Annotated in this window: 19 protein-coding genes; 6 read left to right on the top strand and 13 right to left on the bottom strand. The window is 63.9% G+C overall.

The window, feature by feature from the left end; translation table 11 throughout:
• Window positions 1-66: 66 nt before the first annotated feature.
• Both ACN9MW_RS13985 and ACN9MW_RS13980 read right to left on the bottom strand, forming a co-directional pair.
• Window positions 67-825 (bottom strand): substrate-binding periplasmic protein, encoded by a 759-nt coding sequence (locus tag ACN9MW_RS13985; protein WP_426171554.1) that lies wholly within the window; start codon window positions 823-825, stop codon window positions 67-69.
• 81 nt (window positions 826-906) lie between these two features.
• On the bottom strand, window positions 907-1236 hold the full coding sequence (locus ACN9MW_RS13980) for an L-rhamnose mutarotase (RefSeq protein ID WP_426171552.1): 330 nt from the start codon (window positions 1234-1236) through the stop codon (window positions 907-909).
• 78 nt (window positions 1237-1314) lie between these two features.
• Between ACN9MW_RS13980 and ACN9MW_RS13975 the strand changes: the two genes are divergently transcribed.
• Window positions 1315-2229: an FCD domain-containing protein gene (locus ACN9MW_RS13975; RefSeq protein WP_426171551.1), complete on the top strand. Its 915-nt coding sequence runs from the start codon at window positions 1315-1317 to the stop codon at window positions 2227-2229.
• 12 nt (window positions 2230-2241) lie between these two features.
• Here the strand turns inward: ACN9MW_RS13975 and ACN9MW_RS13970 are convergent, their stop codons facing one another.
• The 6 genes from ACN9MW_RS13970 to ACN9MW_RS13945 are packed head-to-tail and all read right to left on the bottom strand — an operon-like array spanning window position 2242 to window position 7830.
• On the bottom strand, window positions 2242-3006 hold the full coding sequence (locus ACN9MW_RS13970; protein ID WP_426171549.1) for an SDR family NAD(P)-dependent oxidoreductase: 765 nt from the start codon (window positions 3004-3006) through the stop codon (window positions 2242-2244).
• Window positions 2994-4307: an L-fucose:H+ symporter permease gene (gene fucP, locus ACN9MW_RS13965; protein ID WP_426171547.1), complete on the bottom strand. Its 1314-nt coding sequence runs from the start codon at window positions 4305-4307 to the stop codon at window positions 2994-2996. The genes ACN9MW_RS13970 and fucP overlap by 13 nt, the downstream gene beginning before the upstream one ends.
• Window positions 4308-4366: 59 nt before the next feature.
• Window positions 4367-5233 carry a fumarylacetoacetate hydrolase family protein gene (locus ACN9MW_RS13960; protein ID WP_426171545.1) on the bottom strand — a complete coding sequence of 289 codons (867 nt, stop codon included), beginning with the start codon at window positions 5231-5233 and terminating at the stop codon, window positions 4367-4369.
• Between the two features lie 29 nt (window positions 5234-5262).
• Complete coding sequence (locus tag ACN9MW_RS13955) at window positions 5263-6276, bottom strand: aldo/keto reductase (protein WP_426171543.1); 1014 nt, start codon at window positions 6274-6276, stop codon at window positions 5263-5265.
• Between the two features lies 1 nt (window position 6277).
• Window positions 6278-7498 (bottom strand): UxaA family hydrolase, encoded by a 1221-nt coding sequence (locus ACN9MW_RS13950; RefSeq protein WP_426171541.1) that lies wholly within the window; start codon window positions 7496-7498, stop codon window positions 6278-6280.
• A complete protein-coding gene (locus ACN9MW_RS13945) occupies window positions 7498-7830 on the bottom strand; it encodes a UxaA family hydrolase (RefSeq protein WP_426171539.1) in 333 nt (110 codons plus the stop codon). The genes ACN9MW_RS13950 and ACN9MW_RS13945 overlap by 1 nt, the downstream gene beginning before the upstream one ends.
• Before the next feature lie 115 nt (window positions 7831-7945).
• On the opposite strand from ACN9MW_RS13945, the gene ACN9MW_RS13940 reads away from it, so the two are divergent.
• From ACN9MW_RS13940 to ACN9MW_RS13920, 5 genes are read left to right on the top strand one after another with little or no spacing between them, the layout of a single operon-like run.
• Entirely contained in the window at window positions 7946-8956 is a 1011-nt protein-coding gene (locus ACN9MW_RS13940; RefSeq protein ID WP_426172196.1) for a zinc-binding alcohol dehydrogenase family protein, read from the top strand.
• A gap of 3 nt (window positions 8957-8959) precedes the next feature.
• The gene (locus tag ACN9MW_RS13935; protein WP_426171538.1) at window positions 8960-10108 is read left to right on the top strand and encodes a mannitol dehydrogenase family protein; all 1149 of its coding nucleotides are present in this window, start codon (window positions 8960-8962) and stop codon (window positions 10106-10108) included.
• On the top strand, window positions 10105-11046 hold the full coding sequence (locus ACN9MW_RS13930; protein ID WP_426171537.1) for a sugar kinase: 942 nt from the start codon (window positions 10105-10107) through the stop codon (window positions 11044-11046). The genes ACN9MW_RS13935 and ACN9MW_RS13930 overlap by 4 nt, the downstream gene beginning before the upstream one ends.
• Window positions 11043-11885: an amidohydrolase family protein gene (locus tag ACN9MW_RS13925; RefSeq protein WP_426171535.1), complete on the top strand. Its 843-nt coding sequence runs from the start codon at window positions 11043-11045 to the stop codon at window positions 11883-11885. Before ACN9MW_RS13930 ends, ACN9MW_RS13925 begins: the two co-directional genes overlap by 4 nt.
• A complete protein-coding gene (locus ACN9MW_RS13920; RefSeq protein ID WP_426171533.1) occupies window positions 11882-12583 on the top strand; it encodes a FadR/GntR family transcriptional regulator in 702 nt (233 codons plus the stop codon). The genes ACN9MW_RS13925 and ACN9MW_RS13920 overlap by 4 nt, the downstream gene beginning before the upstream one ends.
• 3 nt (window positions 12584-12586) lie before the next feature.
• Here the strand turns inward: ACN9MW_RS13920 and ACN9MW_RS13915 are convergent, their stop codons facing one another.
• The 5 genes from ACN9MW_RS13915 to ACN9MW_RS13895 form a co-directional block, all read right to left on the bottom strand.
• Window positions 12587-13942 (bottom strand): alpha-L-fucosidase, encoded by a 1356-nt coding sequence (locus ACN9MW_RS13915; protein ID WP_426171532.1) that lies wholly within the window; start codon window positions 13940-13942, stop codon window positions 12587-12589.
• A 9-nt stretch (window positions 13943-13951) separates the two neighbouring features.
• Window positions 13952-15589, bottom strand: a complete 1638-nt coding sequence (locus tag ACN9MW_RS13910) for an alpha-L-fucosidase (RefSeq protein ID WP_426171530.1) — start codon at window positions 15587-15589, stop codon at window positions 13952-13954.
• A gap of 81 nt (window positions 15590-15670) precedes the next feature.
• Window positions 15671-16801 carry an FMN-dependent L-lactate dehydrogenase LldD gene (gene lldD / locus ACN9MW_RS13905; protein ID WP_426171528.1) on the bottom strand — a complete coding sequence of 377 codons (1131 nt, stop codon included), beginning with the start codon at window positions 16799-16801 and terminating at the stop codon, window positions 15671-15673.
• A 102-nt stretch (window positions 16802-16903) separates the two neighbouring features.
• Window positions 16904-20062, bottom strand: coding sequence for a TonB-dependent receptor (locus ACN9MW_RS13900; protein WP_426171527.1), 3159 nt, complete (start codon window positions 20060-20062; stop codon window positions 16904-16906).
• Between the two features lie 37 nt (window positions 20063-20099).
• Entirely contained in the window at window positions 20100-21362 is a 1263-nt protein-coding gene (locus ACN9MW_RS13895) for a hypothetical protein (protein ID WP_426171526.1), read from the bottom strand.
• Window positions 21363-21477 lie beyond the last annotated feature (115 nt).

Here is a 21477-nt window from a genome sequence, read left to right as displayed (position 1 = left end):
CTTGAGGAACCATGCGACCGGCTTGATATACAGCGCAACGCGCATCAAGGATATCCGGGCCAGGGGTTATTTGACCAAGTCCTGCAGGTACCGGTCGTAGGTTCCGTCTTTTTTCATTTCGGCCAGGCCGGCGTTGAACCTGGCGGCAAGCGTGGCCGAGCCGGCCAGGCGACGGGGAAAGCGCAGGTGCCCTTCGGTCACGCGCAACGGCCGCTGTTCGGTGACGAAGAGCTCCCTGGTACCGGGCGGGAAGGCCTCCGGGTTTGCAAGCAGCATCCATCCCGACACTTCTTCCATCGGAAAGGCATCGATCCGCCCGGCCAGCACCTTCTTGAAATTCAGTTCGTCGTGCGACGCCACTTCGACATTGATTTTCCCTGACCTCGCCATTTTCCAGAACTCACTGGTATAGGTGTAACCCAGCGTGGCACCGAACTTCCGGCCGCGCAGGTCGGCCAGCGTTCGCCATTTGGGAAGCGGCCGCTCCTTCAGGCGAAACAGCAGCTCGCGATGGTTGGAAATTGGATCGCTGACCAGGAAATCGGCTTCCGGCCCGAGCCCGGTAAACCAGAACGAGCTGGCGGCATAGCGTCCCAGCCTTGTTTCGGCTTCGACACGCTTCCAGGGCAGGTAGACGAAATTGACCTGGATGCCCTCGCGCGCAAACGCTTCGGCCACGACGCGATTGACGAAGCCTCCATGCTTCTCTTTTTCAGAGGTCCAGGGCGGAAACTCACCAGTGGCAATGGTGATCGCTTCTGCCTGAGCCCATCCGGACGAGAAAAGGCAACCGGCAAGAAAAATGCCCAGTGCCGCCAGACGCATGTCCCCTCCCGTATCGCTATTCGTGCCAATCCCATAATTATAGGCAGTTGGCAGGAAGCGGGACGCATCCCCTGCAAGCGCTCAATCCATGTGGAATACGGGACGCATCATCGCCCAGTGTTCGCCATCGGCGCGGCTGGCAAGCGGCTCCTGGCAAGGCCCGCAGAACGTCCACCAGCGCCGGGTTTCGGGGTCGGCCGCGATAGTGCGCATATCCGCCTCAAAGTCAGTGCCGTGGTACTCCCAGTAGCCGAACAGCAGGTTCTCCGGCTCCCGCAGGAAAATTGTGTAATTGCGCACATTGGCGGCAGATAGCTTCGCCAGCACGGCCGGCCACACAGCGGCATGCAAGGCCCTGTACTCATCGATCTTCCCGGCTTTGATCCCGATTACCATGCCCATGCGTTCCATTGTCCATCCCCAACTCTTTTGAAAAACCCAGTGTATCGTATATATTCAATACCTTCAATGAGCAGGTAAAATAGCTTCATGGCCAAACTTCCAATCACTACCCGGCGCAGCATCAACCTCCTGCTGGACCACGTTTCCAGGAACCTGAAGGTCGGCGACGCCCTGCCCACTGAAATGCGCATGACAGAAATCGTCGAGAGCAGCCGCACCGTAGTGCGCAGCGCCCTGGCTTATTTCGCGGAGCATGGGTTGATCGCCGGCATGAAGGAACGGCACCTGTTGCGCAAGCCAAAGGCTGCCGACTACTTCGACGTGGCGGAATTGCACAGCGCCACCGAGCAACTGCAGCAAATCCTGATGGAGCGCATTTACGAGCGCGACCTGCCGCCTGGTGCCGAGTTCACCGAGGTCGAGTTGTCGCGCGCAGCCGGCGTCAGCACGATCGCCGTGCGCGAGTTCCTGATCGGTTTTTCACGCAATGGCCTGATCGAAAAAACCCCGCGCGGCAGCTGGCGCCTATGCGCCTTTGACACCAAGTACGCCGAAGAACTGGGCGAAGTGCGCGAAATGTTCGAGCTGAAGGCCATTGAACGCATTGCCGCCCTGCCGCCGGGCGATCCGGCATTCGGCCGCCTGAAAGAGCTGCTGGCGCGTCACGAAGCCCTGGGCAAGGGATCAGCCGAGAGCCACGCTGAATTCCCCGCGCTCGACCGCGAGTTCCATACCTTCCTGATCAGCCTCCTGGACAACCGCTTCGCGGAAGGACTGAACGAAGCGGTGTCAATGGTGTACCACTACCACTACCAGTGGGACAAGCGCGACGAGCTGCCGCGCAACCAGTACGCAGTGCAGGAGCACCTGGCCATCCTGCGGCCGCTGGTCAAAGGCGACGTAACGGCGGCGCTGGCGGCCATGCGCACGCACCTGCACTCTTCCCGCTCCACCATGCTCAACGCCCTGCACTACCGGGAAAACATGGCGCAGCAGGATTGAGCGCGCGGCGCGTCAGGCGTTCAGCTTGATGAAACCGCCGTCGATCGGATAGTCGCTGCCGGTGATGAACGAGGCTTGCTCGCTGCACAGGTACAAGGCAAGGGCCGCCACTTCGTCGGGACGCGCCATGCGCCCGATCGGCTGGGTTTGCGACAGCCGTTCGAACATTTCCGCTTCCCTGCCAGGATAATTCTTCGCCAGGAAACCATCGACGAAGGGCGTATGCACACGCCCCGGCGAAATCGAGTTGCAACGAATGCCGTCCTGCAGGTAGTCCTTAGCCACCGACAGCGTCATTGCCATCAGCGCGCCCTTGGCTGCCGAATAGGCGAAGCGCTCCGGCACCGCCACCCAGGCCGCTACCGACGCCATGTTGAGGATCACGCCGCCGCCGTTTTCCTTCAGCAGCGGGATGGCGGCGTGCAGGCAGTTGTAGGCGCCCTTCACGTTGACGCTCATCACCCGGTCGAAATCCTCCTCGGCGGTGTTGTCGGCCTTGCCCACGTGGGCGATGCCGGCATTGTTGACCAGGATGCCAAGCGGGCCGATCGCGCCCAGGCAGGCATGGACGTCGGCCTGGCGCGTTACGTCGCAGGCGTGCGATGTAGCGCGGCCGCCCTCCTCCCGGATCTCGCCCGCCACCTGCGCGCAGGCGGCTTCGCTGATATCGAGCAGGTGGACTTCCGCGCCACGCTGCGCGAATAGCGTGGCTATGGCTTTGCCGATCCCGCTGCCGCCGCCGGTGATAACGGCCTTCTTGCCGGTCAATTCAAACATGCTTCTACACTCCCTGTGGATGTGATGGTGGCTGCCGCGCGTGCTTCCTTCAGCTCGGCGCGCGCAAACCAGGCGATCACCATGAAGCAGAGGAACGGTGCGGCAAAGCCGTATTGCAGGTTTTGCGTGGCGTCGCTGATGAAGCCGAACAGCAGCGGCAGTACCGCGCCGCCGACGATGGCCATGATAATCAGGCTGCTGCCCATTTCGGTGTCGGCGCCGGCATTACGGATGCCGAGTGAGAAAATGGTGGGGAACATGATGGACATGAAGAACGCAATGCCGATCACCGCGCCCAGGCTCGCCAGGCCGCCGGAGACCATAGCCACGACCGACAGCGCCATGCTGGCCAGCGCATAGGCCAGCAGCAGGCGCGCCGGTGCGAAGAACCGCATCAGCCAGGTGCCGGCGAAGCGGCCGACCACGAAGGCCGCGCCGCAACCCCAGCCCAGGTAGTCTGCCGCCTGGACCTGGGTAATGCCGGCCGACTTCACCGCGTACAGGATGAAGAAGCTGAATACGCAGACCTGGGCGCCGACATAAAAGAACTGGGCAAGCACGGCGCGCCGGATCGATGGCCGCTGCAAGGCTCGCAGGATGGCGCCGTTGCCGGGCGCCCCCTGCGCGCGCTCGCCGGCGCCGGCGGCCGGCAGTTTGAGGAAATAGAACACCAGCGCGATCGCCATGATGACCAGCGCGATGCAGATGTAGGGTGCCTTGACGCTGGCCGCTTCCGCCGCCAGCGCAGCCTGGCGCGCGCTGTCGGACATGGCTTGCAGTTGCTCTTCGCTGCTGCCGCCGGCCAGGATGACACGGGCGCCGACAATCGGCGCCAGCGTGGCGGCCAGGCCATTGAACGATTGCGCCAGGTTGAGACGCTGCGTAGCTTTTTCAGCTGGTCCCAGCAGCGTGATATAGGGATTGGCGGCCGTTTCCAGGACAGTCAGGCCGCAAGCGATGATAAACAGCGCGCCGAGGAAGAAGGCATAGCGCTGCGTCTGGGCGGCAGGCACGAACAGCAGCGCGCCGAACGCAAACAGGCCCAGGCCGCACAGCATGGCATTCTTGTAGCCGGCCTTGCGGATCAGCAGGCCGGCCGGCAGCGCCATCACGAAGTAGGCAATGAACACCGCCGAATCGACCAGCGCCGACTGCAGCATGGTCAGGCTGAATGCCTTCCTCAGGTGGGGAATCAGTATCGGGTCGAGATTATGGACGAAGCCCCACATGAAAAACAGCGTGGTGATCATCGCAAAGGCAAACCTGCAGGATTGCCCGCCAGCTTGTTCGGTCGGTGCCATGGTGTCTCCATGTGCGGCGCTTTTTCTGCGCCTTGGTGTTTTATTGGTCCAGCAGCCGTTCAACCATCGATCAAGGCAGGGTCCCAGGCATGCACGGTCTGGTCCTGCCGGCCCAGGCCTTCAATGCCCAGCGCCATGCGGTCGCCCGGCTTCAGGTAAACCGGCTCCGGCTTTTGCCCCAGCCCGACGCCAGGCGGGGTGCCGGTGCTGATCACGTCGCCCGGGTTGAGCGTCATGAAGCGGCTGATGTAGCTGACCAGGTGCGCCACGGTGAACACCATGGTGCGCGTGTTACCTGCCTGGTAGCGCTTGCCGTTCACGTCCAGCCACATGTCGAGGTTTTGCGGATCGGGCACTTCGTCCGCGGTGACCAGCCAGGGGCCGACCGGGCCGAAGGTGTCGCAGCCCTTGCCCTTGTCCCATTGGCCGCCGCGTTCGAGCTGGTATTCGCGCTCGGACAGGTCGTTGACCACGCAATAGCCGGCCACGTGATCGAGCGCGTTGTTGATGTCGACATAGCGTGCGCGGGTGCCGATCACCACGCCCAGCTCTACTTCCCAGTCGCTCTTGACCGAGTCGCGCGGCAGTACGACCGGGTCGTTGCAGCCGATGATCGAACTGGTCGCCTTGGCAAACAGCACAGGTTCGGACGGCACCGCCATCCCCGATTCCGCGGCGTGGTCGGAGTAGTTCAGGCCCACGCAAATCAGCTTGCCGATGTCGGCCACGACAGGTGCGAAACGTACCGGTTGCTCGACGCGCGGCAACTGCGCTGGGTCAACGGAAGCCAGGCGGTCCAGCCAGGCCTTGCCGAGATGGGCCGAAGTCAGGTCCGGCAGCAGGCCGGACAAGTCGCGTACTACGCCCCGTGCATCGAGCAGGCCGGGTTTTTCCTGGCCCTTGGGGCCGAAACGTAACAGCTTCATTTCATTCCTTCACACGTCTATCAAAATTGTCAGGCGCCGTGCGGCGTCGGCGCGCGGCTGTCGATCAGGCCCGCCTGTGACAGGGCTTCCCACAATGCGGCAGGCAGCGACTGCGCGAACCATTCCGCGTTCTGGCGCAGTTGCGCCGGGCTTTGCGCGCCCGGAATGCAGGCCACGACAGCCGGATGCGCCATCGGAAATTGCAGCGCGGCCGCCTGGATCGGCGCTCCCGCCCGGGCGCAGGCGGCGGCAATGGCCTCGACGCGCGCAATGATGTCCGCCGGAGCGTCCTCGTAATTGAATTTCCCGGTCCCGGCCAGGATGCCTGAGTTGAACGGCCCGCCGATCACGATACCGATACCGCGCTCGACGCAGCGGTCCAGCAGCGGCGCCAGCGAAGCCTGTTCGAGCAGGGTGTAGCGTCCCGCCAGCAATGCGCAATCGATATCGCAGGCCCGCATCGCGTCCACTACCACTTCCCATTCGTTGACGCCCAGGCCGATGGCGGCGACGCTGCCTTCCTCGCGCAACCTGGCCAGTGCGCGGAAGCCGCCGCCATGCGTCAACTGGTCCCAGTAATGGGCATGTTTTTCGCCATGCGTGACCCGGCCGATATCGTGCACGTACAGGATGTCGATCCGGTCCATGCCGAGGCGTTGCAAGCTATCAGCGTGCGAACGCATGACGCCATCGTAGGAGTAGTCGAAATGGGGACGGAACGGCAACGGTTCTGCCCAGCCGTTTTCGCCGGGCTGTACGCCGGCGTCGGGCAGCAGCAGCCGGCCCACCTTGGTACTGACCACGTAACTGTCACGCGGCCGCTCGCGCAGCGCGGCGCCCAGCCGGCGTTCCGACAGCGTGTAGCCATAGTATGGTGCGGTATCGAAATAACGGATGCCAAGGTCCCAGGCGGTATCGACGATGGCGCGCGCCTCGGCGTCGCCCATCGCCTGGTACAAGCCTCCCAGTTGGGCGCAGCCCAGTCCCAGGCTGCTCAGCGGAAGGCCGCTGCGCGGCAGGCTGCGCTTGTCGTACGCCTGCATCTCATGCCGCTTTCAACGGAAAGCATCCGGGGCCGGACGGCTCGAACTGCTTATAGGTGAGGATGAACTCCTGGTGCCCCAGCGCTTCCGAACAGCTTTGCGCACCGCCGGCCACCTCGGCCACCAGTTGCACGATTTCCGTGCCGACCTGCTCCAGCGATGCCTCGCCGCTCAGGATGCGGCCGGCATTGACGTCCATGTCTTCAGACAGGCGCTGGTAAGTATCGGGATTGGCGCACACCTTGATCACAGGTGCGATCGCCGAGCCGACCACCGAGCCGCGCCCGGTGGTGAACAGCGTGAGGTGGGCGCCGCAGGCGATCAGTTCGACGATTTCCGCATTGTCCGAAATGTTCGGGAAGCCGAAGCGCACCTCGCCATCGGGAACCACGTCCAGCAAGTACAGGCCGCCGCCATCGGGCTGGTCGCCCGGCTTCAGGATGCCGCTGATCGGCGATGCGCCGCTCTTGGCATAGGCGCCGAGCGATTTTTCTTCCTGCGTCGTCAGGCCGCCATCGGCATTGCCAGGGGCGAAACTGCCGTGCCCGAGAACAGTGTAGTAGCGGGCTGCCTTGTTTACGCAGGCGACGATGGCGTCGCCCAGTTCAGGCGTGGCGGCGCGCCGCTTCATATGGAATTCGCATCCCACCAGTTCACCGGTTTCTTCGAAGATGCAGGCGGCGCCGCCGGCCACCAGCTGGTCGAAGGCCACGCCAACAGCGGGGTTGGCGGTGATGCCGCTGGTGCTGTCCGAGCCGCCGCAGATGGTCGCCACCACCAGTTCATCAAGCCCCATCGGCACGCGTTCCTGCGCATCCAGCGACTGGCGCGCCCACCGCACCCACTCGATACCGTCGGCAACGCTGGTGCGGGTGCCGCTGTTCTGCTGGATGGTGATGGTATGCACTGGGCGGCCGCTGGCGGCAACCTCCTCTTCCAGGCCGCGCCGGTTGAAGCTCTCGCAGCCTAGCGACACGATCAGCGCGGCGCCGACGTTGGGGTGGGTCGCCAGGCGCTTCATCATGCGGTCGGCGTAGTCGTTCGGATAGCAGCCCGGGAAGCCGATCAGGTGCACTTCCTGACCCGGGAATGCATTGACGACCAGGCGCGCCACGTGGTGCGCGCATTCGACGGTGTAGGCAACGGCGACGACGTTGCGGATGCCTTTGCGCCCGTCGGCGCGCGGGTATCCGGACAATGCTGGCAGTTTAACTTGCGGCATCAGTGGGTGCTCCCGATGAAAGAATGGGCGTCCGACGCCAGTGTATAGGTTGGAATGTAATCGCTGGCCAGATTATGCGTGTGGAGCATGGCGCCCTGCGCAACGTCGGCCGACACGGTGCCGATGATGGCGCCATAGCGCAACACCTTCTCGCCGGCCTTGAGCGCGCGGCGCGCCACCTTGTAGCCAAGCGGAATAGCTTCCGGCAGGGTGACGGGCGCGCCATCGATCTCCAGCGCCTCGCCGGCAGACAGCGGCATGCGTGCAATCAGGCAGTTATCTTCGGGAGCCATCAACAGCAGGCGCGGCGCCGCAGGCGTCGGGTCAGGCATAAGAATTCCTTACGGGAAAAATAGGCAAAATTGCTGCATTGACGTCTCGATTGTATGGCATATATGCCGTACAATGCAAGCACGTCCAAACTTCGATACGGAAAAAAGAACCATGATGAAAACCGTCGTATGCCAGTCGCCGGGCGAACTGGAACTGGTCGAGCGTCCCTTGCCCCAGCCCGCCGAAGGCGAGGTGCTGCTGCGCGTGCGCCGCATTGGCCTGTGCGGCACCGACATGCATATCTTCCGCGGCACCCAGCCCTTCCTCCAGTACCCGCGGGTCATGGGGCACGAACTGTCGGGCGAAGTGGTCAGTGCGCCGGCCGGCAGCGAAATGGCGCCCGGCGACCAGGTCTATGTGATGCCTTACCTGTCCTGCGGCGCCTGTGTCGCCTGCCGCCAGGGCAAGACCAATTGCTGCACCAATATCCAGGTGCTGGGCGTGCACCGCGACGGCGGCATGGCCGAGTACCTGGCGCTGCCGGAGCGCTTCGTGTTCAAGACTGACGGCATCTCCCTGGACGACGCCGCCATGCTGGAATTCCTGGCAATCGGGGCGCACGCCGTGCGCCGCGCCAATATCCGTACCGGACAGAATGTGCTGGTGGTCGGCGCCGGGCCGATCGGCATTGCCGCCGCCCTGTTCGCCCAGCTCCAGGGCGGCAAGGTGACCGTACTGGATGCGCGCGAAGACCGCCTGGCGTTCTGCCGCAAGGCGCTCGACGTGCCGCACACAGTCACCGTCGGCGCGGAAGACAGGGTCCGGTTGTCGGAGTTGACCAGTGGCGAATTCTTCGACGTCGTGTTCGATGCCACCGGCAATGTGAAGGCGATGGAACGCGGCCTGGAGTTCGTCGCCCACGGCGGCACCTATGTGCTGGTGTCGATCGTGCTGGACCGCATTTCCTTTGCCGATCCCGAATTCCACAAGCGCGAAACCAGCTTGCTGGGCAGCCGCAACGCCACCGCGGACGACTTCCACACGGTGCTGGCGGCAATGAAGGCAGGACTGGTTCCGACCGGCTTGATGAACACCCACCGCACCACCCTGGACGATTTCGTGGACGTGCTGCCGCAATGGATGGATCCCGCCGCCGGCGTGATCAAGGCCATCGTCGAGGTATAAGCCATGTCGACTCCAATCCTGCAATTCGGCACCAGCCGCTTCCTCCAGGCGCACGTCGACCTGTTCGTGCACCAGGCGCTGGAGCAGCAGAAGGCGCTTGGCAAGATCACCGTGGTCCAGACCACCGGCAGCGTCCAAAGCGCGCAGCGGCTGGCGGCGTTCAACGCGCCCGGCGGCTACCCGGTGCGCATCCGCGGCCTCGAAGGCGGCGCCGTGGTCGACCAGGAACACCGCGTCAATTCCATTGCAGCAGGCCTGCATGCCGACCGCGACTGGGCGGCAGTCCGAGCGCTGGCTTCTGGACCGGCGCAGGTCATCATCTCCAACACAGGCGACCGCGGCTACGAGCTGTCCGGGCAGGATGTCCCGGCATTGCTCGGCGCCGCAGAGCCGCCACGCAGCTACCCCGCCAAGCTGCTGGACTTGCTGCACCACCGCTTCCGGCACGGCGCGGCGCCGCTCACGCTGTATCCTTGCGAACTGGTGGCCAATAACGGCAGCGTGCTGCGCGGCCTGGTCTGCAAGCTGGCGCGCGAGTGGCAGCTTGGCGACGCCTTCCTGGCCTACCTGGAGGACACTTGCGTGTGGGTCAATTCGCTGGTCGACCGCATTGTCTCCGAGCCGATCGAGCCGGCCGGCGCGGTGGCCGAACCCTATGCCATTTGGGTCATCGAAGCGCAGGAGAACATGGTGCTGCCATGCACTCATCCCCAGATCGTGGTGACCGACAAGCTGGAACCGCATGAGCGACGTAAGCTGTTCCTGCTGAACCTGGGTCACACCTTCCTGGCCGAACAGTGGCTGCAATGGGGCCGCCCCGACGATGAAACCGTGCTGCAGGCCATGTCCGATCCAAAATTGCGTGCGGAACTGGAGGCGCTCTGGGAAGAGGAAGTGCTGCCCGTGTTCCAGGCGCGGGGCGAAGGCAATATCGCCCGCGCCTACCTGGCGCAGGTGCGCGACCGCTTCAACAATCCCTTCCTGGCCCACCGCCTGGCCGATATCGCGCAGAACCACGAGGAGAAGAAGCGGCGCCGCCTGCTGCCCGTGCTCGCGCTGGCCAACCGGATGCAATTGCCGCTGGCCCAGCCGCGCCTGCGAGCAGCGTTGCGCATTGCCGCTGCGCGGCCTGTGACGGATTACGCAGCGTGAACGGCGAATTCTGGTCGGCCGGCGAATGCATGCTGGAGCTGCGCCCGCAGCCGGACGGCACGATCCTCCACGCGGCCGCCGGCGACAGCTACAACACGGCGGTCTACATGAAGCGGCTGGTCCCTGCCCTGCCGGTGCGCTACCTCAGCGCACTGGGCGACGACGCGATGAGCATCCTGATCCGCAACCACATGCACGCCGAGCACATCGACGACAGCCTGGTCGAAACGCGGCCAGGCGGCACGCCCGGGCTGTATGCGATCGAAACCGACGCCGGCGGCGAGCGCCGCTTCGCCTATTGGCGCGCCCAGTCGGCGGCACGCTCCATGCTGTCCGCCGCGCACCTGGCGCAACTTGGCGCGGCGCTGGCCCAATGCCGCGTCCTGCTGGTAACAGGCATCACGCTGGCGATCCTGGACGATGACCGCCGCACGGCCTTGCTGGCCCTGGCCGAAACAGTGCGCTCCGCTGGCGGCTGGGTCGCTCTCGACAACAATTACCGCGCCGCCCTGTGGGACGCCGCCACCGCCGCCAAATGGATGGACCGCGCCGCACGCGTCAGCACCCATGCCCTGTTCAGCCTTGACGACGAAGTGGTCCTGCACGGCGCAGCCGATCCGGCGCGGGCGTTGCAGCGCATCGAATCGCTGGGCGTGCCGGAGGTAGTGCTCAAGTTCGGCGCCGGCGGCTGCCTGCTTGGCGGTTCCTGTGGCCGCGCTGCGCACGTCCCTGCAGTTCAAGTCCAGGCGCTGGACACCACCGCCGCCGGCGACAGCTTCAATGCCGGCTATCTCGCGCAGCGGCTGGCTGACGCAACCTACATCCAGGCTGCTGAATTCGCCTGCGCCCTTGCCGCCACCGTCGTCATGCACCACGGCGCCATCATTCCGGCGCACGCCATGCCGCCCCTCCCCGCCCTATTAGACTCCGAATCATGACACGCATCGACGCCCACCAGCATTTCTGGCAACTGGCCGCCCGCAACGGCGCCTGGCCGCCGCCCGGGCTTGCGCCCATCCACCGCGACTTCCATCCCGGAGACCTGTCCGCCCTGCTGCGCGAAAGCGGCATTGCCGGCACAGTGCTGGTGCAGTCCATGCCCAACGAGGCCGACACGCGCTACATGCTGGACCTGGCCGACCGCCACAATTTCGTGCAGGCCGTGGTCGGCTGGACCGACCTGAAAGCGCCCGATGCGCCGCAGCGCATTGCCGCCCTGGCGGCCCACCCCAGGCTGCGCGGCCTGCGTCCCATGCTGCAGGACCTGGCCGACGACAACTGGATCGACGATCCTGCCCTGGCGCCCGCGGTGGAAGCCATGCTGCGCCACGGCCTCGGTTTCGATGCGCTGGTGCTGCCGCGCCAGCTGCCTGCGCTATACGCTTTCGCACGGCGCTACCCCGCGCTGCCAATCGTGATCGACCACCTGGCCAAGCCGGCCATGGACGGCATGCCGGATGCGCAATGGCTGCGCGACCTGGCCCGCCTGGCCGCCCTGCCGCAAGTCGAGTGCAAACTGTCCGGCATGGTCACCGAAGCCGGCCCGGGCTGGACCGTGCAGCAGCTTCAACCCTATGCGAACCACGTGCTGCAGGTGTTCGGCGCGGAGCGCGTGATGTGGGGCAGCGACTGGCCGGTGCTGCTGCTGGCAACCGACTATGCGGCCTGGGTCGACGCCAGCGAAACCTTGCTGGCAGGCCTGGATGAACGGCAGCGGACAGCGGTGTTCGGCAACAACGCCCGCCGCTTCTACCGAATCGAAGGAATGACGACATGACCGACACGCAGCCATCGACTTCGCGCCAGCCGGAAGCCCGCATGTACCGGGTGGTCGCCGAACGCATCCAGGAACTGATCCGGCAACAGGGTATCGCCGCCGGAGCACGCCTGCCGCCCGAGCGCGAGCTGGCCGCCTCGCTGCAAGTCAGCCGAGCGTCACTGCGCGAGGCGCTGATTGCCCTGGAACTGGGCGGCGTAGTCGAAGTGCGCGGGGGCTCAGGCGTCTACGTCAACCAGGATGCGGCATCGCCGGCCGCCGTGCCGGAAGCCGGCCCGGGACCATTCGAGGTGCTGTCCGCCCGCAGCGTCATCGAAACCGAAGTGGCCGCCATGGCGGCGAAGAACGCCAGCGCGACGGCGCTCGACGCCATCCTGGCCGCCATGCTGGAGATGGAGCGCAGCCACGAAGACCGCGCCACCAACGAGCAGGCGGACAGCAACTTCCACCTTGCGATTGCGCGCGCCAGCGGCAATGCAGCGCTGGTCGGCGTCATCGATTACCTTTGGCGCCAGCGCAGCAACCTGTGGCACCGCCTCAAGGAACACTACCGAACCGAAGAACTGCGCAAGGCCACCCTGCTCGACCACCGCGCCATCTTCGACGCCATCGCTGCGCGCGATGCCGCAGGTGCGCGCAAGGCCATGCGCGCGCACCTGCAACGGGTGAGCCGCACCTTCGCTGGCAGCAGCGCCTGATCGTCAGTCGGCGCCGGCGGCCATGCCAGGATCGGCATCGGTTTCCAGCTTGATGACGGTATCGACAGCATCGTGCCTGGCGGCCTCCATGCTGACGACGATGCCGCTGCCGCTCTGGCTGAAGCGAACCGGCGTACCAGCCAGGGTGCTGGCCGAAACCACCTTTCCTGGCAAAGGAGGAAGCTTCAGGCTGTCGCCAGGCCAGGACAGCACGTGGACATAGACGTTCTTGCCGCGCATGGTCGAGCCATAGACGCCGTCAACAGGCTGGAAAGGTCCCGGCCGCGTGTTGTAGATGCTCTCCCCGTTGACGCGCATCCAGGCGCCGATGCCTTGCAGCGTCCGCACCTGGTTGTCCGGAATCCGGCCGTCCGCATCAGGCCCGATATTGACCAGGGCATTGCCATTCCTTACCACGGCGTCTACCACCAGGCGGATCACCTGGCCCGGCTGCATGGCATCGCCCGCCACGTAACCCCATGCCGGCCCGATCGAGAATGTCTTCTCCCAGGGTTTCTTGCGTATCGGTCCGGTGACGGGCTGGCCGCCTTCTTCGGTATCGAAGTCGCCCTGCCACCCCGAACGCGGATTGATCACGACCTTGGGCTGCAGCTTGCGCACTTGCGCATTCAGGATCTCCGGCTGCCAGAACCAGGCTGCATCGGCATCGCTGCCGCGATGCGCCAGCCAGCCCCCGTCGTACCAGAGGATGTCGATCTTGCCGTAGTTGGACATCAATTCGCGCACCTGGCCATACCCCTGCCTCTTCATCAGGGCCGCGTTGTCCGGCAATCCCTTGGGATCGAAATAGCCGGGGAAGCGCCAGTCCATGGGCGAATAATAGATGCCGACCCGCATGCCGCGCCGCCGCACCGCTGCGACATAGTCGGCGATGAAGTCCTTGTGCGCTGCCGAGTGGCCGGAGTCGTAATTCCGGTAGCTCGCTTTGCTGGCGAACATGGCGAAGCCGTCGTGGTGCCGCGCCGTCATCACCATGTACTGCGCGCCCGCATCCTTGGCCATCTGTGCCCAGCTGTCCGCATTGAAATGCTTTGGCTTGAATTGATTCGCCAGCCTGGCATATTCCTGGGGATCGACCTTGTCGTTGTGCATATGCCATTCCCCTTTGGCCGGGATGGCGTACAGCCCCCAGTGAATGAAGATGCCGAACTTCGCATCCTGCCACCATCGCATGTCTTCCGCAGTCAGCCGCAATTCCGGAGCCAACTTGCCCGAATCGGACTTCGACTTCAGCGCCGAGCGCTCTTCATCCGTGGCGTTCGCAGGCGCCTGCTGGGCCAAGCCCTGCGCACAATGCAGCGACAGCAGGCAAGCCGCAGCCAATAGACCTTTCTTCATACATCCCCTTCAGGTAATTTTCAGCGCGAAGGCATATGGCAGCGCCGGCGCATTGGCCGGCAAGGCTACCTGCAAACCATCCGGCCCTTGCGTGAAGGCCAGCGCGCTCCCACCCACCAGTTCAACCCGCGATACCGCCTTCGTCATCTGCGGGCTGCCGCTTTGCATGCCCTTGATGGCGACCTTGCCGCTGGCCGGCCAGCCCATGACGATGGCATACACCGCATCGCCCTTGGTCGTGAAGCGGATATCGTCCGAAGTGAACGGCTTGTTCTTGCCTTCATTGAAGCCAGGCCCGCTGAGCGGCGACGACTCGGCCAGGGACGGCCCTTCGCCAAACACCGACCATGGCCGCGTGTCGTAGATCGCCTCGCCATTGACTGCGAGCCAGCGGCCGATCTCCTCGACGATGGCGCGTTCCAGTTCGTCGATCGTGCCGTCGCCGCGCACCGGAACGCTCAGCAGCAAATTGCCGTTCTTGCTGACCACATCGATCAGGGTATGCACCACCGTTTGCGCGCTCTTGTAGGCCTTGTTGTCGTACACGCGCCGATCGTAATGCCAGCTACCGATGCAGGTGCAGGTCTGCCAGGGCAACGGCTCGATCACATTGCTCTGGCCCCGTTCGATGTCCCACACCATGGTCTTGCGCTGCTGTTCATCGAGAATTTTGCCGTTGACGACGGCGTCCAGCTTGCCCTTCCTGGCGATGCTGCGGTTATACATATGCGCCGCCATGCGCAAGCCGACGTCGCTGACCGGCCAGAGCGGCAGCTTGCTGTCGTCGTAGTACACCAGGTCGGGGTCGTAGTTGTTGATCAGTTCAACGGTGCGGTCATACAGCTTCTCGCAGTAAGCCTGGTCGGGAACCGAGGCGCCGTTCCCCCAATCCCACAGTTCGTGGGTATGGCGGGTCTTGCTCAAAGCATGGTTCTGCGCGTACAACGCTTGCGGGTCAAGTCCCTGCCACCACTTGCCTTTGCCGTCCGCTGTAGCCAATTTGCCGTCGTAGGGGACGCCGGCATATGGGCCGGTTTTATCGGCGCCCTGCGCAGTTTCGTACCAGGTCCAGGCATGCGCCGCGTGCACACTGACGCCGAAGCGCAAGCCGTGGCGCCTGGCAGCCACGCCCCAGCCCGCGATCAGGTCCTTCTTCGGACCCAGCCGGGTTGAATTCCACTGCGGCTGGTACTTGCTGGCATACAGGTCGAAATTGTCGTGGTGGTTAGCCAGCGCCACAAAATATCTGGCGCCGGCCTGCTTGTACAGGGAAACCAGCGCGTCCGGGTCCCAGCGCTCCGCCTTCCACTGATGGATGACATCCTTGAAGCCGAACTGCGATGGATGACCGTACTTCTTCAGGTGATATTTGTAGGCATCGCTGCCCTCTTCGTACATGCCGCGCGCATACCAGTCGCCGAATTCGGGCTCGCATTGCGGCCCCCAGTGCGCCCAGATACCGAACTTCGCGTTCCAGAACCAGTCCGGCGTGCGGTAGGCAGCCAGCGAATCCCAGTCGGGCTTGAAGGGTCCGCGCGCCATGGCTTCATGTTGCGGTGCACTGCCAGCCGCCGCCTGGCCGTAGCGCGCCACGGCCAATGCGGGAATGGCCGCGCCCAGGTGTTTCAGTATTTCCCGTCTCTTCACTATTCCTCCTGGATTATGTTTTGCATATATACTGTACAACGCAGCTCGTGAAAAAGCAACGCCGGCCAAACCAGCTTCGCTTCAGGCGAGAATGTCGGCGCCGATATCGCGCACCGACTTCACGCCGGTGAGCACCATGCTGGTACGGATGTCTTTCTCGAGGATGGCAAGCAGGTTGCGCACGCCCGCTGCACCGCTGGTCGCCAGCGCGTAGACGAAAGCACGGCCAATGAGTACCCCGTCCGCCCCCAACGCAAGCAGGCGCACCACGTCAAGGCCGGTGCGCACCCCGGAATCGGCGAAGATGGTCAGGTCCCCTTCTACCGCTTCGGCGATGGCCGGCAACGCCCGCGCCGTTGACAGGGCGCCATCGAGCTGCCGCCCCCCATGGTTCGAGACGACGATGCCATCGGCGCCGAAGGACCTGGCGTCGCGCGCATCCTGCGCGTCGAGAATGCCCTTGATGACCATCGGCCCCTGCCACTCGTCGCGGATCCATTGCAGGTCATTCCAGTCGATGCCCGGATCGAAGTTCGCGGCCAGCCAGCCCAGGTAATCGGCGAGGCCGGTGGGATTGCCGCGATAGGCCGAAATATTGCCCAGGTCAAGCGGCTTGCCCAGCAGGCCCACGTCCAGCGCCCAGCGCGGATGCAGCATGGCCTGCAGCACCCGGCGCAGCGGGCCGTTACGGCCGCTCATGCCGGAATGCGCATCGCGGTAGCGCGCACCGGGCACCGGCATGTCGACGGTGAACACCAGGGTCTTGATGCCCAGGTCACGCGCCCGTTGCAGGTAATCGCGCATGAAGCCGCGGTCTTTCAGCACGTACAACTGGCACCACAGCGGCCTGGAAGACTGTTCCGCCACTTCCTTCAAGGGACAGACCGAAACCGTGGACTGGATAAAGGGAATATTGCGTTCCGCCGCCACCCGGGCCGCCTGCACTTCCCCGCGCCGGGCATACATGCCGGTGAGGCCGACCGGCGCCAGCGCCAGAGGCAAGTCCTGCTTCACGCCGAACCATTCGGTGGACAGGTCAAGCTCCTCCGAACCTTTCAGCACGCGCTGGCGCAGGTTCACCTGCTGCAAGTCGTCGACATTCGCCCGCAGCGTGGTTTCGGTGCCGGCCCCGCCGTCAAGGTAGTGGAACAGGAACGGCGGCAGCTTGCGGCGCGCGGCTTCCCGGTAATCGGTAGCAGAAGAAATGATCATCGATTTACGGCAAGTTAATCCTTCAACGGGCCGATGCCCCAAGTTTATGCCAAGTGGCAGCAGCGCTTGCCGCGCCGGCCCAGGGCGGCGCGGCGATCAGCGTCAGAAAGTATAACCTGCCGACACCCGATAGCTGCGGCCCGGGTCGTACCAGGAGCGGCCCATGTTGCCCGGGGCCTGCTGGTTGGTCTGCCGCGTCACGACATTGGTCAGGTTGCTGACGTTGAAGCTGGCCCACAAGTGCTCGCCGAAGCGGTAGTTGATACCGGCATCCCACTGCCCCACGGCCTCCTGCCAGACCGGCAGGCCCCAGCCCACGTCCGTCGGCGCGACACCGCCGTTGGCGGCAATGCGCACCGGATCGGCGCTGGTGCCCTTGTCGCCCGAAGCGCCGTACACACCGGTCGCCAGCAGCGTGCGGTCACGCCAGCTGTACGCCAGGCGCGCCGAGATCGGCCCGCGGTCGTACATGAATGCCGCGTTGAAGGCGCGCTTCGACATGTATGGCACCGGCAAGTCCTTGAACGGCAAGCCGTTGGTGTCGCAGCCATACAGGTTGCCGCCGATCGACAGGCTGCCTGCATTGCAATAAGGCATATTGAAGGGGTGATACAGCTCCTGCTTGCCGTGCGTGTAGGTGAAGTTGGCGGACACGCCAAACCCTTTCGCCCACTCCGGCAGACGCTCGGCCAGGACGGGAAGCTTGTCCAAGTAGGTCAGGCCCGCGATCTCGACGCCGGCAAGCCAGAGCTTGGCGGCATTGGCCGGTCCGGTGATCTCGAAGTCCTGCTCGTTGCCGGCCGTGTCCTTGATCGTCCGGGTGTAAGTCTCGGACATGATGATGTCCCTGACGTTCTTGTAGAACACCACGCCGGTCAGCGACTGCCCGTTCTGAGGGTACCATTCCAGCGAAAGGTCGACGTTGTTCGCCTTGAGCGGCTTCAGCTTCACGTTGCCATCGTTCTTGCCGGTGTAGGTGACCATGCTGATGTTCTTGCCGCCGCTGTCCATAGTGACGTTCTGGCTCAGGGTGATGTACTCCTGCAGCTGGTCGAAGCCGGGGCGGTAGATACCGCGCGACAGCGCCAAGCGCGATTGCAGCTTGTCCGTCAGGTTGGCTTTCAGGTTCAGGCTCGGCACCACGTCGATGTGATTCGACTTGAGGTCCATCGGCTCGTCGATCGTGCCGAAGCGCGGCAGGCTTGGCGGGGTCGAATCGCTATAACTAGGCTTGAACACCGTATAGCCATGCGCCACCGTGTTGGTACGGATCACGCGCACGCCGGCATTGCCTTCCACCGGATATTTCCAGTCGTCGAAGCCGAAGCGCAGGCTGCCATACAGCGCTTGCGTGCCTTCGCTGTGCTCACTGACGTACTTCGGCTCGTCGCTGAAGCTATCGCGTACCCAGTCGCTGCCCATCTGCGAGCAATCGGTGCTGGTGCCCTTGATCGCATTGGCGTCCTCGCAGTTATAGCGCAGGGCGGTCAACAATTTCTGGTAGGCGGCCGGCTTGTCCTGGATCAGGGCCCGGGTCGGCACCACGATCGTCGGCGGTGAGCTCATGCGGCCATTGAAGAAGTTCGGGAAAGCGAAGGTTTCGACGCTGCCGAGCGCCGCATAGCGCGGGTCGCTCAGGTAGCCGAAGTTGCTGCGCTGCCAGCCCAGGTCGGCCGGGTTGGGCAATTGCCCCGCCACCTTGGTGGTCGCTACGCCCCATTCCTCGGAGAAGGACTTCCAGCCGGTCCCGGCGTTCTTGTCTTTCCTGGAAGAGCGCTTGGTCAGGCGCATGCCGAAGCGCACGTCGCGCAGGACCGGGTGGTCGAAGACATATTTGCCGTCCACCTTCCACGCATACAGGTCCGCCTTGGCCTTGTTGACGTCAGGCTGCGAAATGTCCCAGTAATAATTGGCGGGATCGGCCAGGAAATTGCGCGCCTTCTCATCGAAATTGAACGCAGGCCGCGCACCGGAAACGTCCACACCCATGCTCGGCACGAAGGTGCCAAGATTGATCATGCCGAAATCGCCCGAATTGGTGGAGTGGACCCACTGAAGGTCGTTCTGGAACGACCAGCGCTCGTTGGCCTGCCACTTGAAGTTCCAGGCCAGCTCGCGCGTGCGCCCTTTCACGTCGCTGTAATTGCGGGTAGTGCCCATGCGCAGGCCGCCCTCGGCGAACTGGTTTGCGCCCTTGCCGCCGATCGGATAGCTCAGGATGCCGGACTGGAAGACGCCATTGCTGTCGTACTTGGCGTCCGCATATTTCGTCAGGTAGGGATCTTCGCCCCCGGTAAAAATATTGTTGCCGAAGTTCGTGGAACGAAACGCAGAGTCGAAATAGGTCAGCGACGATTCCTTGCCGTTCTTTTTCCACTGCAGGGCGCCGTAGAAGCCCTTGCGTTCAGTCTCGCCTGTGCTGGTGCCCCAGGACGCGCCCACCGGCACCCACACAGTCCGGCCGGGAACCAGGTTGCTCCTCGGGTAATAGACGGATTGGTCGATCGAGTCGTAACGGCTGGTGGTCTTGCCGTACGACAGATCCACCAGCGCGCCGAACTCGCCCATATCGGTTTGCCAGCGGTTCGAGTACAGGCCGGAATAAGCCGGCGAGTTTTTCTTGCCCAGCACCGCGTAGTTGTCCGATACGGTCAGCGCGCCGCTCTGGCCCTTGGTGTCGAACGGCAGCCGCGTGCGCAGGTTGACCTGGCCGCTGATGCCGCCTTCAATCAGGTCGGCGGAAGGGTTCTTGTACACGTCCACGCCCGCCATCAGTTCCGGCGGCACGTCGCCCCAGCTCAGCTCACGGCCGGGCCAGCCCGCCGAAAAGGTTTCGCGTCCGTTCAGCGTGGAGGAACCCCAGGACAGGCCGCGCACCTGGATGCCCGAGCCTTCCACGTCGAACCCCAGCCCATTGGCCGCCAGGTTGGCGCCGGTACGCGTGCGGTTGCGGTCCATGGTGACGCCCACCACGCGCTGCAGCACTTCGGTAATCGATTTGTCGGGCAGCTTGCCGGCTTCGTCGGCCACCACCGAGTCGACGATCAGTTCAGACTCCTGCTTGATGCGCTGTGCGGTTTCGACCTGGCGGCGCTGGCCGGTCACCACCACCACTGCCGGAGTGTCCTTGGCCGCCGGCTCCGTTGCTTGGGCCTGGGCCTGCGCGGCGCTGCTGCACAGCATTGCAAGCTGCGCTGCGGCGAAAGCCAGCGCGGTCATCTTGAGTGGCTGCCTGGCGTTCGTTGTCTCTATTCTCTTCATTATATTTATCCTGTTATCTGCTTTGCTTGCTGGCGCATCACTGGAAGGTAATCGGGCCGGTCAACGTAATCCGGGTCGGGTAGGTAGGCTTGTCCAGCGGAGTACTGGAAACCGAAACGTTCATGCTGTCGGCGTTGAACGAGACCTGGACGATCGGGTAGTCCTGCAGCTCATTCCAGGTGTTGATGTCGCTCAGGCCGCACGACTCGGCGACCGTCACATCGCGCAAGGAGACCGTGTAGTCGGTGGCGTCGGTGGTGGCGGGCCTGACTTTCGAGCGCAGCGTCACGTTGCAGGCGTCCTTGCCGTTCTTTAGCGCAAAGTGGCCGAGGACCAGGTCGACGTTGACAGTGTTGTTGCCGGTGTTGATCCATTCGGCGTTCTGAGCGATCCGGAACTTCATGGACGCCTGCGAGTCGATTCGCACGCCGCTGATCATCGGGCCGACTTTGGAGATTTCCTTCAGGCCGGCGCCCAGGACATGCAAGCCGTAGTAGCCGCCAATCCAGCTGCCGTCGTTCGGCTTGTCCAGCTTGACGTTGAAGGTGAACCTGAGATTGTTGCCGTCTTCCGACAGGACCTGGTCGCACCAGCCATTGCACCACCAGCCGTTCAGGTTCACGCCCGCGTAGCCGTTGATGGTTCCGCCTTCCTTGGTGGTCGAGGCGTCCTTGAAGCCGCTGAAGTGCGTCAGTACCGGCGCCTTTTCGGTACCGATCGGAATATTCTTGACCATGGTCGCCGTCGCATAGATATCGCCGCCGTCCGACTGGGCGGTGATGGTGCACAGGCCATTGCCAACCTTGGTCATCGTGCTGCCGCTGACGGTGCACACGGTTGGCGTGCTCGATGAGAAGGTGACGGGCCGGCCTAGGTCGGACACTGCAGCCAGTGCCACCGGCTGCGAATCAAGCGCCTGCGCTCCCGGATTGCGGAAGGAGACCATATGCGGCCGCTTGGGAATCACGAAAAGCTGGCGTTGCGAAACCGGGGCGTAGCCTTCGAACCCGGCCTGGGTGGCGGTCACCGAGCACTCGCCCGCTTTCAGCAGCGACAGCTTGTCGCCGCTCACCGAACAAACGTCCGGCGTGTTCGAAGTGAACGTGACCGGACCGCCGGAACTGGCGGTCGCCTTCAAGGTAGTACTTGCCACTTCAGGTGGAATGGCGACTTCGGTGCCGCCCGGGAAGCTGAAAGCCATTGTCTGCACTGCTCCGCCATCGCTACCGCCGCCACCGCCGCCGCAGGCGGCCAGCATCGCGGCACAGGCAATGGCGAATGCTGAATTCTGGTACCACATCGTTTGTCTCCTCATGGAATATCCCCTGTTTGCTGCTTTTGTTTAAATTGTGCGTCCCCCCGCGACGGCCGCAGCCATTCGCGGGTTCACTATATATTGCAAACATTGGTACTCG

The organism is Pseudoduganella sp. R-34 (assembly GCF_049904655.1).
GTDB lineage: Bacteria > Pseudomonadota > Gammaproteobacteria > Burkholderiales > Burkholderiaceae_D > Rugamonas.
Note: the sequence above shows the minus strand (reverse complement) of the source record. Positions and strands in the feature narration are given on the sequence as shown.

Bases quoted from the DNA above. Each gene is read 5' to 3' on its own strand.
- ACN9MW_RS13950 (WP_426171541.1), bottom strand. From the start codon at position 7,498: ATGCCGCAAGTTAAACTGCCAGCATTGTCCGGATACCCGCGCGCCGAC.
- ACN9MW_RS13960 (WP_426171545.1), bottom strand. From the start codon at position 5,233: ATGAAGCTGTTACGTTTCGGCCCCAAGGGCCAGGAAAAACCCGGCCTG.
- ACN9MW_RS13925 (WP_426171535.1), top strand. From the start codon at position 11,043: ATGACACGCATCGACGCCCACCAGCATTTCTGGCAACTGGCCGCCCGC.
- ACN9MW_RS13900 (WP_426171527.1), bottom strand. From the start codon at position 20,062: ATGAAGAGAATAGAGACAACGAACGCCAGGCAGCCACTCAAGATGACC.
- ACN9MW_RS13895 (WP_426171526.1), bottom strand. From the start codon at position 21,362: ATGTGGTACCAGAATTCAGCATTCGCCATTGCCTGTGCCGCGATGCTG.
- ACN9MW_RS13915 (WP_426171532.1), bottom strand. From the start codon at position 13,942: ATGAAGAAAGGTCTATTGGCTGCGGCTTGCCTGCTGTCGCTGCATTGT.
- ACN9MW_RS13970 (WP_426171549.1), bottom strand. From the start codon at position 3,006: ATGTTTGAATTGACCGGCAAGAAGGCCGTTATCACCGGCGGCGGCAGC.
- ACN9MW_RS13975 (WP_426171551.1), top strand. From the start codon at position 1,315: ATGGCCAAACTTCCAATCACTACCCGGCGCAGCATCAACCTCCTGCTG.
- ACN9MW_RS13935 (WP_426171538.1), top strand. From the start codon at position 8,960: ATGTCGACTCCAATCCTGCAATTCGGCACCAGCCGCTTCCTCCAGGCG.
- ACN9MW_RS13955 (WP_426171543.1), bottom strand. From the start codon at position 6,276: ATGCAGGCGTACGACAAGCGCAGCCTGCCGCGCAGCGGCCTTCCGCTG.
- ACN9MW_RS13920 (WP_426171533.1), top strand. From the start codon at position 11,882: ATGACCGACACGCAGCCATCGACTTCGCGCCAGCCGGAAGCCCGCATG.
- ACN9MW_RS13985 (WP_426171554.1), bottom strand. From the start codon at position 825: ATGCGTCTGGCGGCACTGGGCATTTTTCTTGCCGGTTGCCTTTTCTCG.
- ACN9MW_RS13940 (WP_426172196.1), top strand. From the start codon at position 7,946: ATGAAAACCGTCGTATGCCAGTCGCCGGGCGAACTGGAACTGGTCGAG.
- fucP (WP_426171547.1), bottom strand. From the start codon at position 4,307: ATGGCACCGACCGAACAAGCTGGCGGGCAATCCTGCAGGTTTGCCTTT.
- lldD (WP_426171528.1), bottom strand. From the start codon at position 16,801: ATGATCATTTCTTCTGCTACCGATTACCGGGAAGCCGCGCGCCGCAAG.
- ACN9MW_RS13980 (WP_426171552.1), bottom strand. From the start codon at position 1,236: ATGGAACGCATGGGCATGGTAATCGGGATCAAAGCCGGGAAGATCGAT.
- ACN9MW_RS13945 (WP_426171539.1), bottom strand. From the start codon at position 7,830: ATGCCTGACCCGACGCCTGCGGCGCCGCGCCTGCTGTTGATGGCTCCC.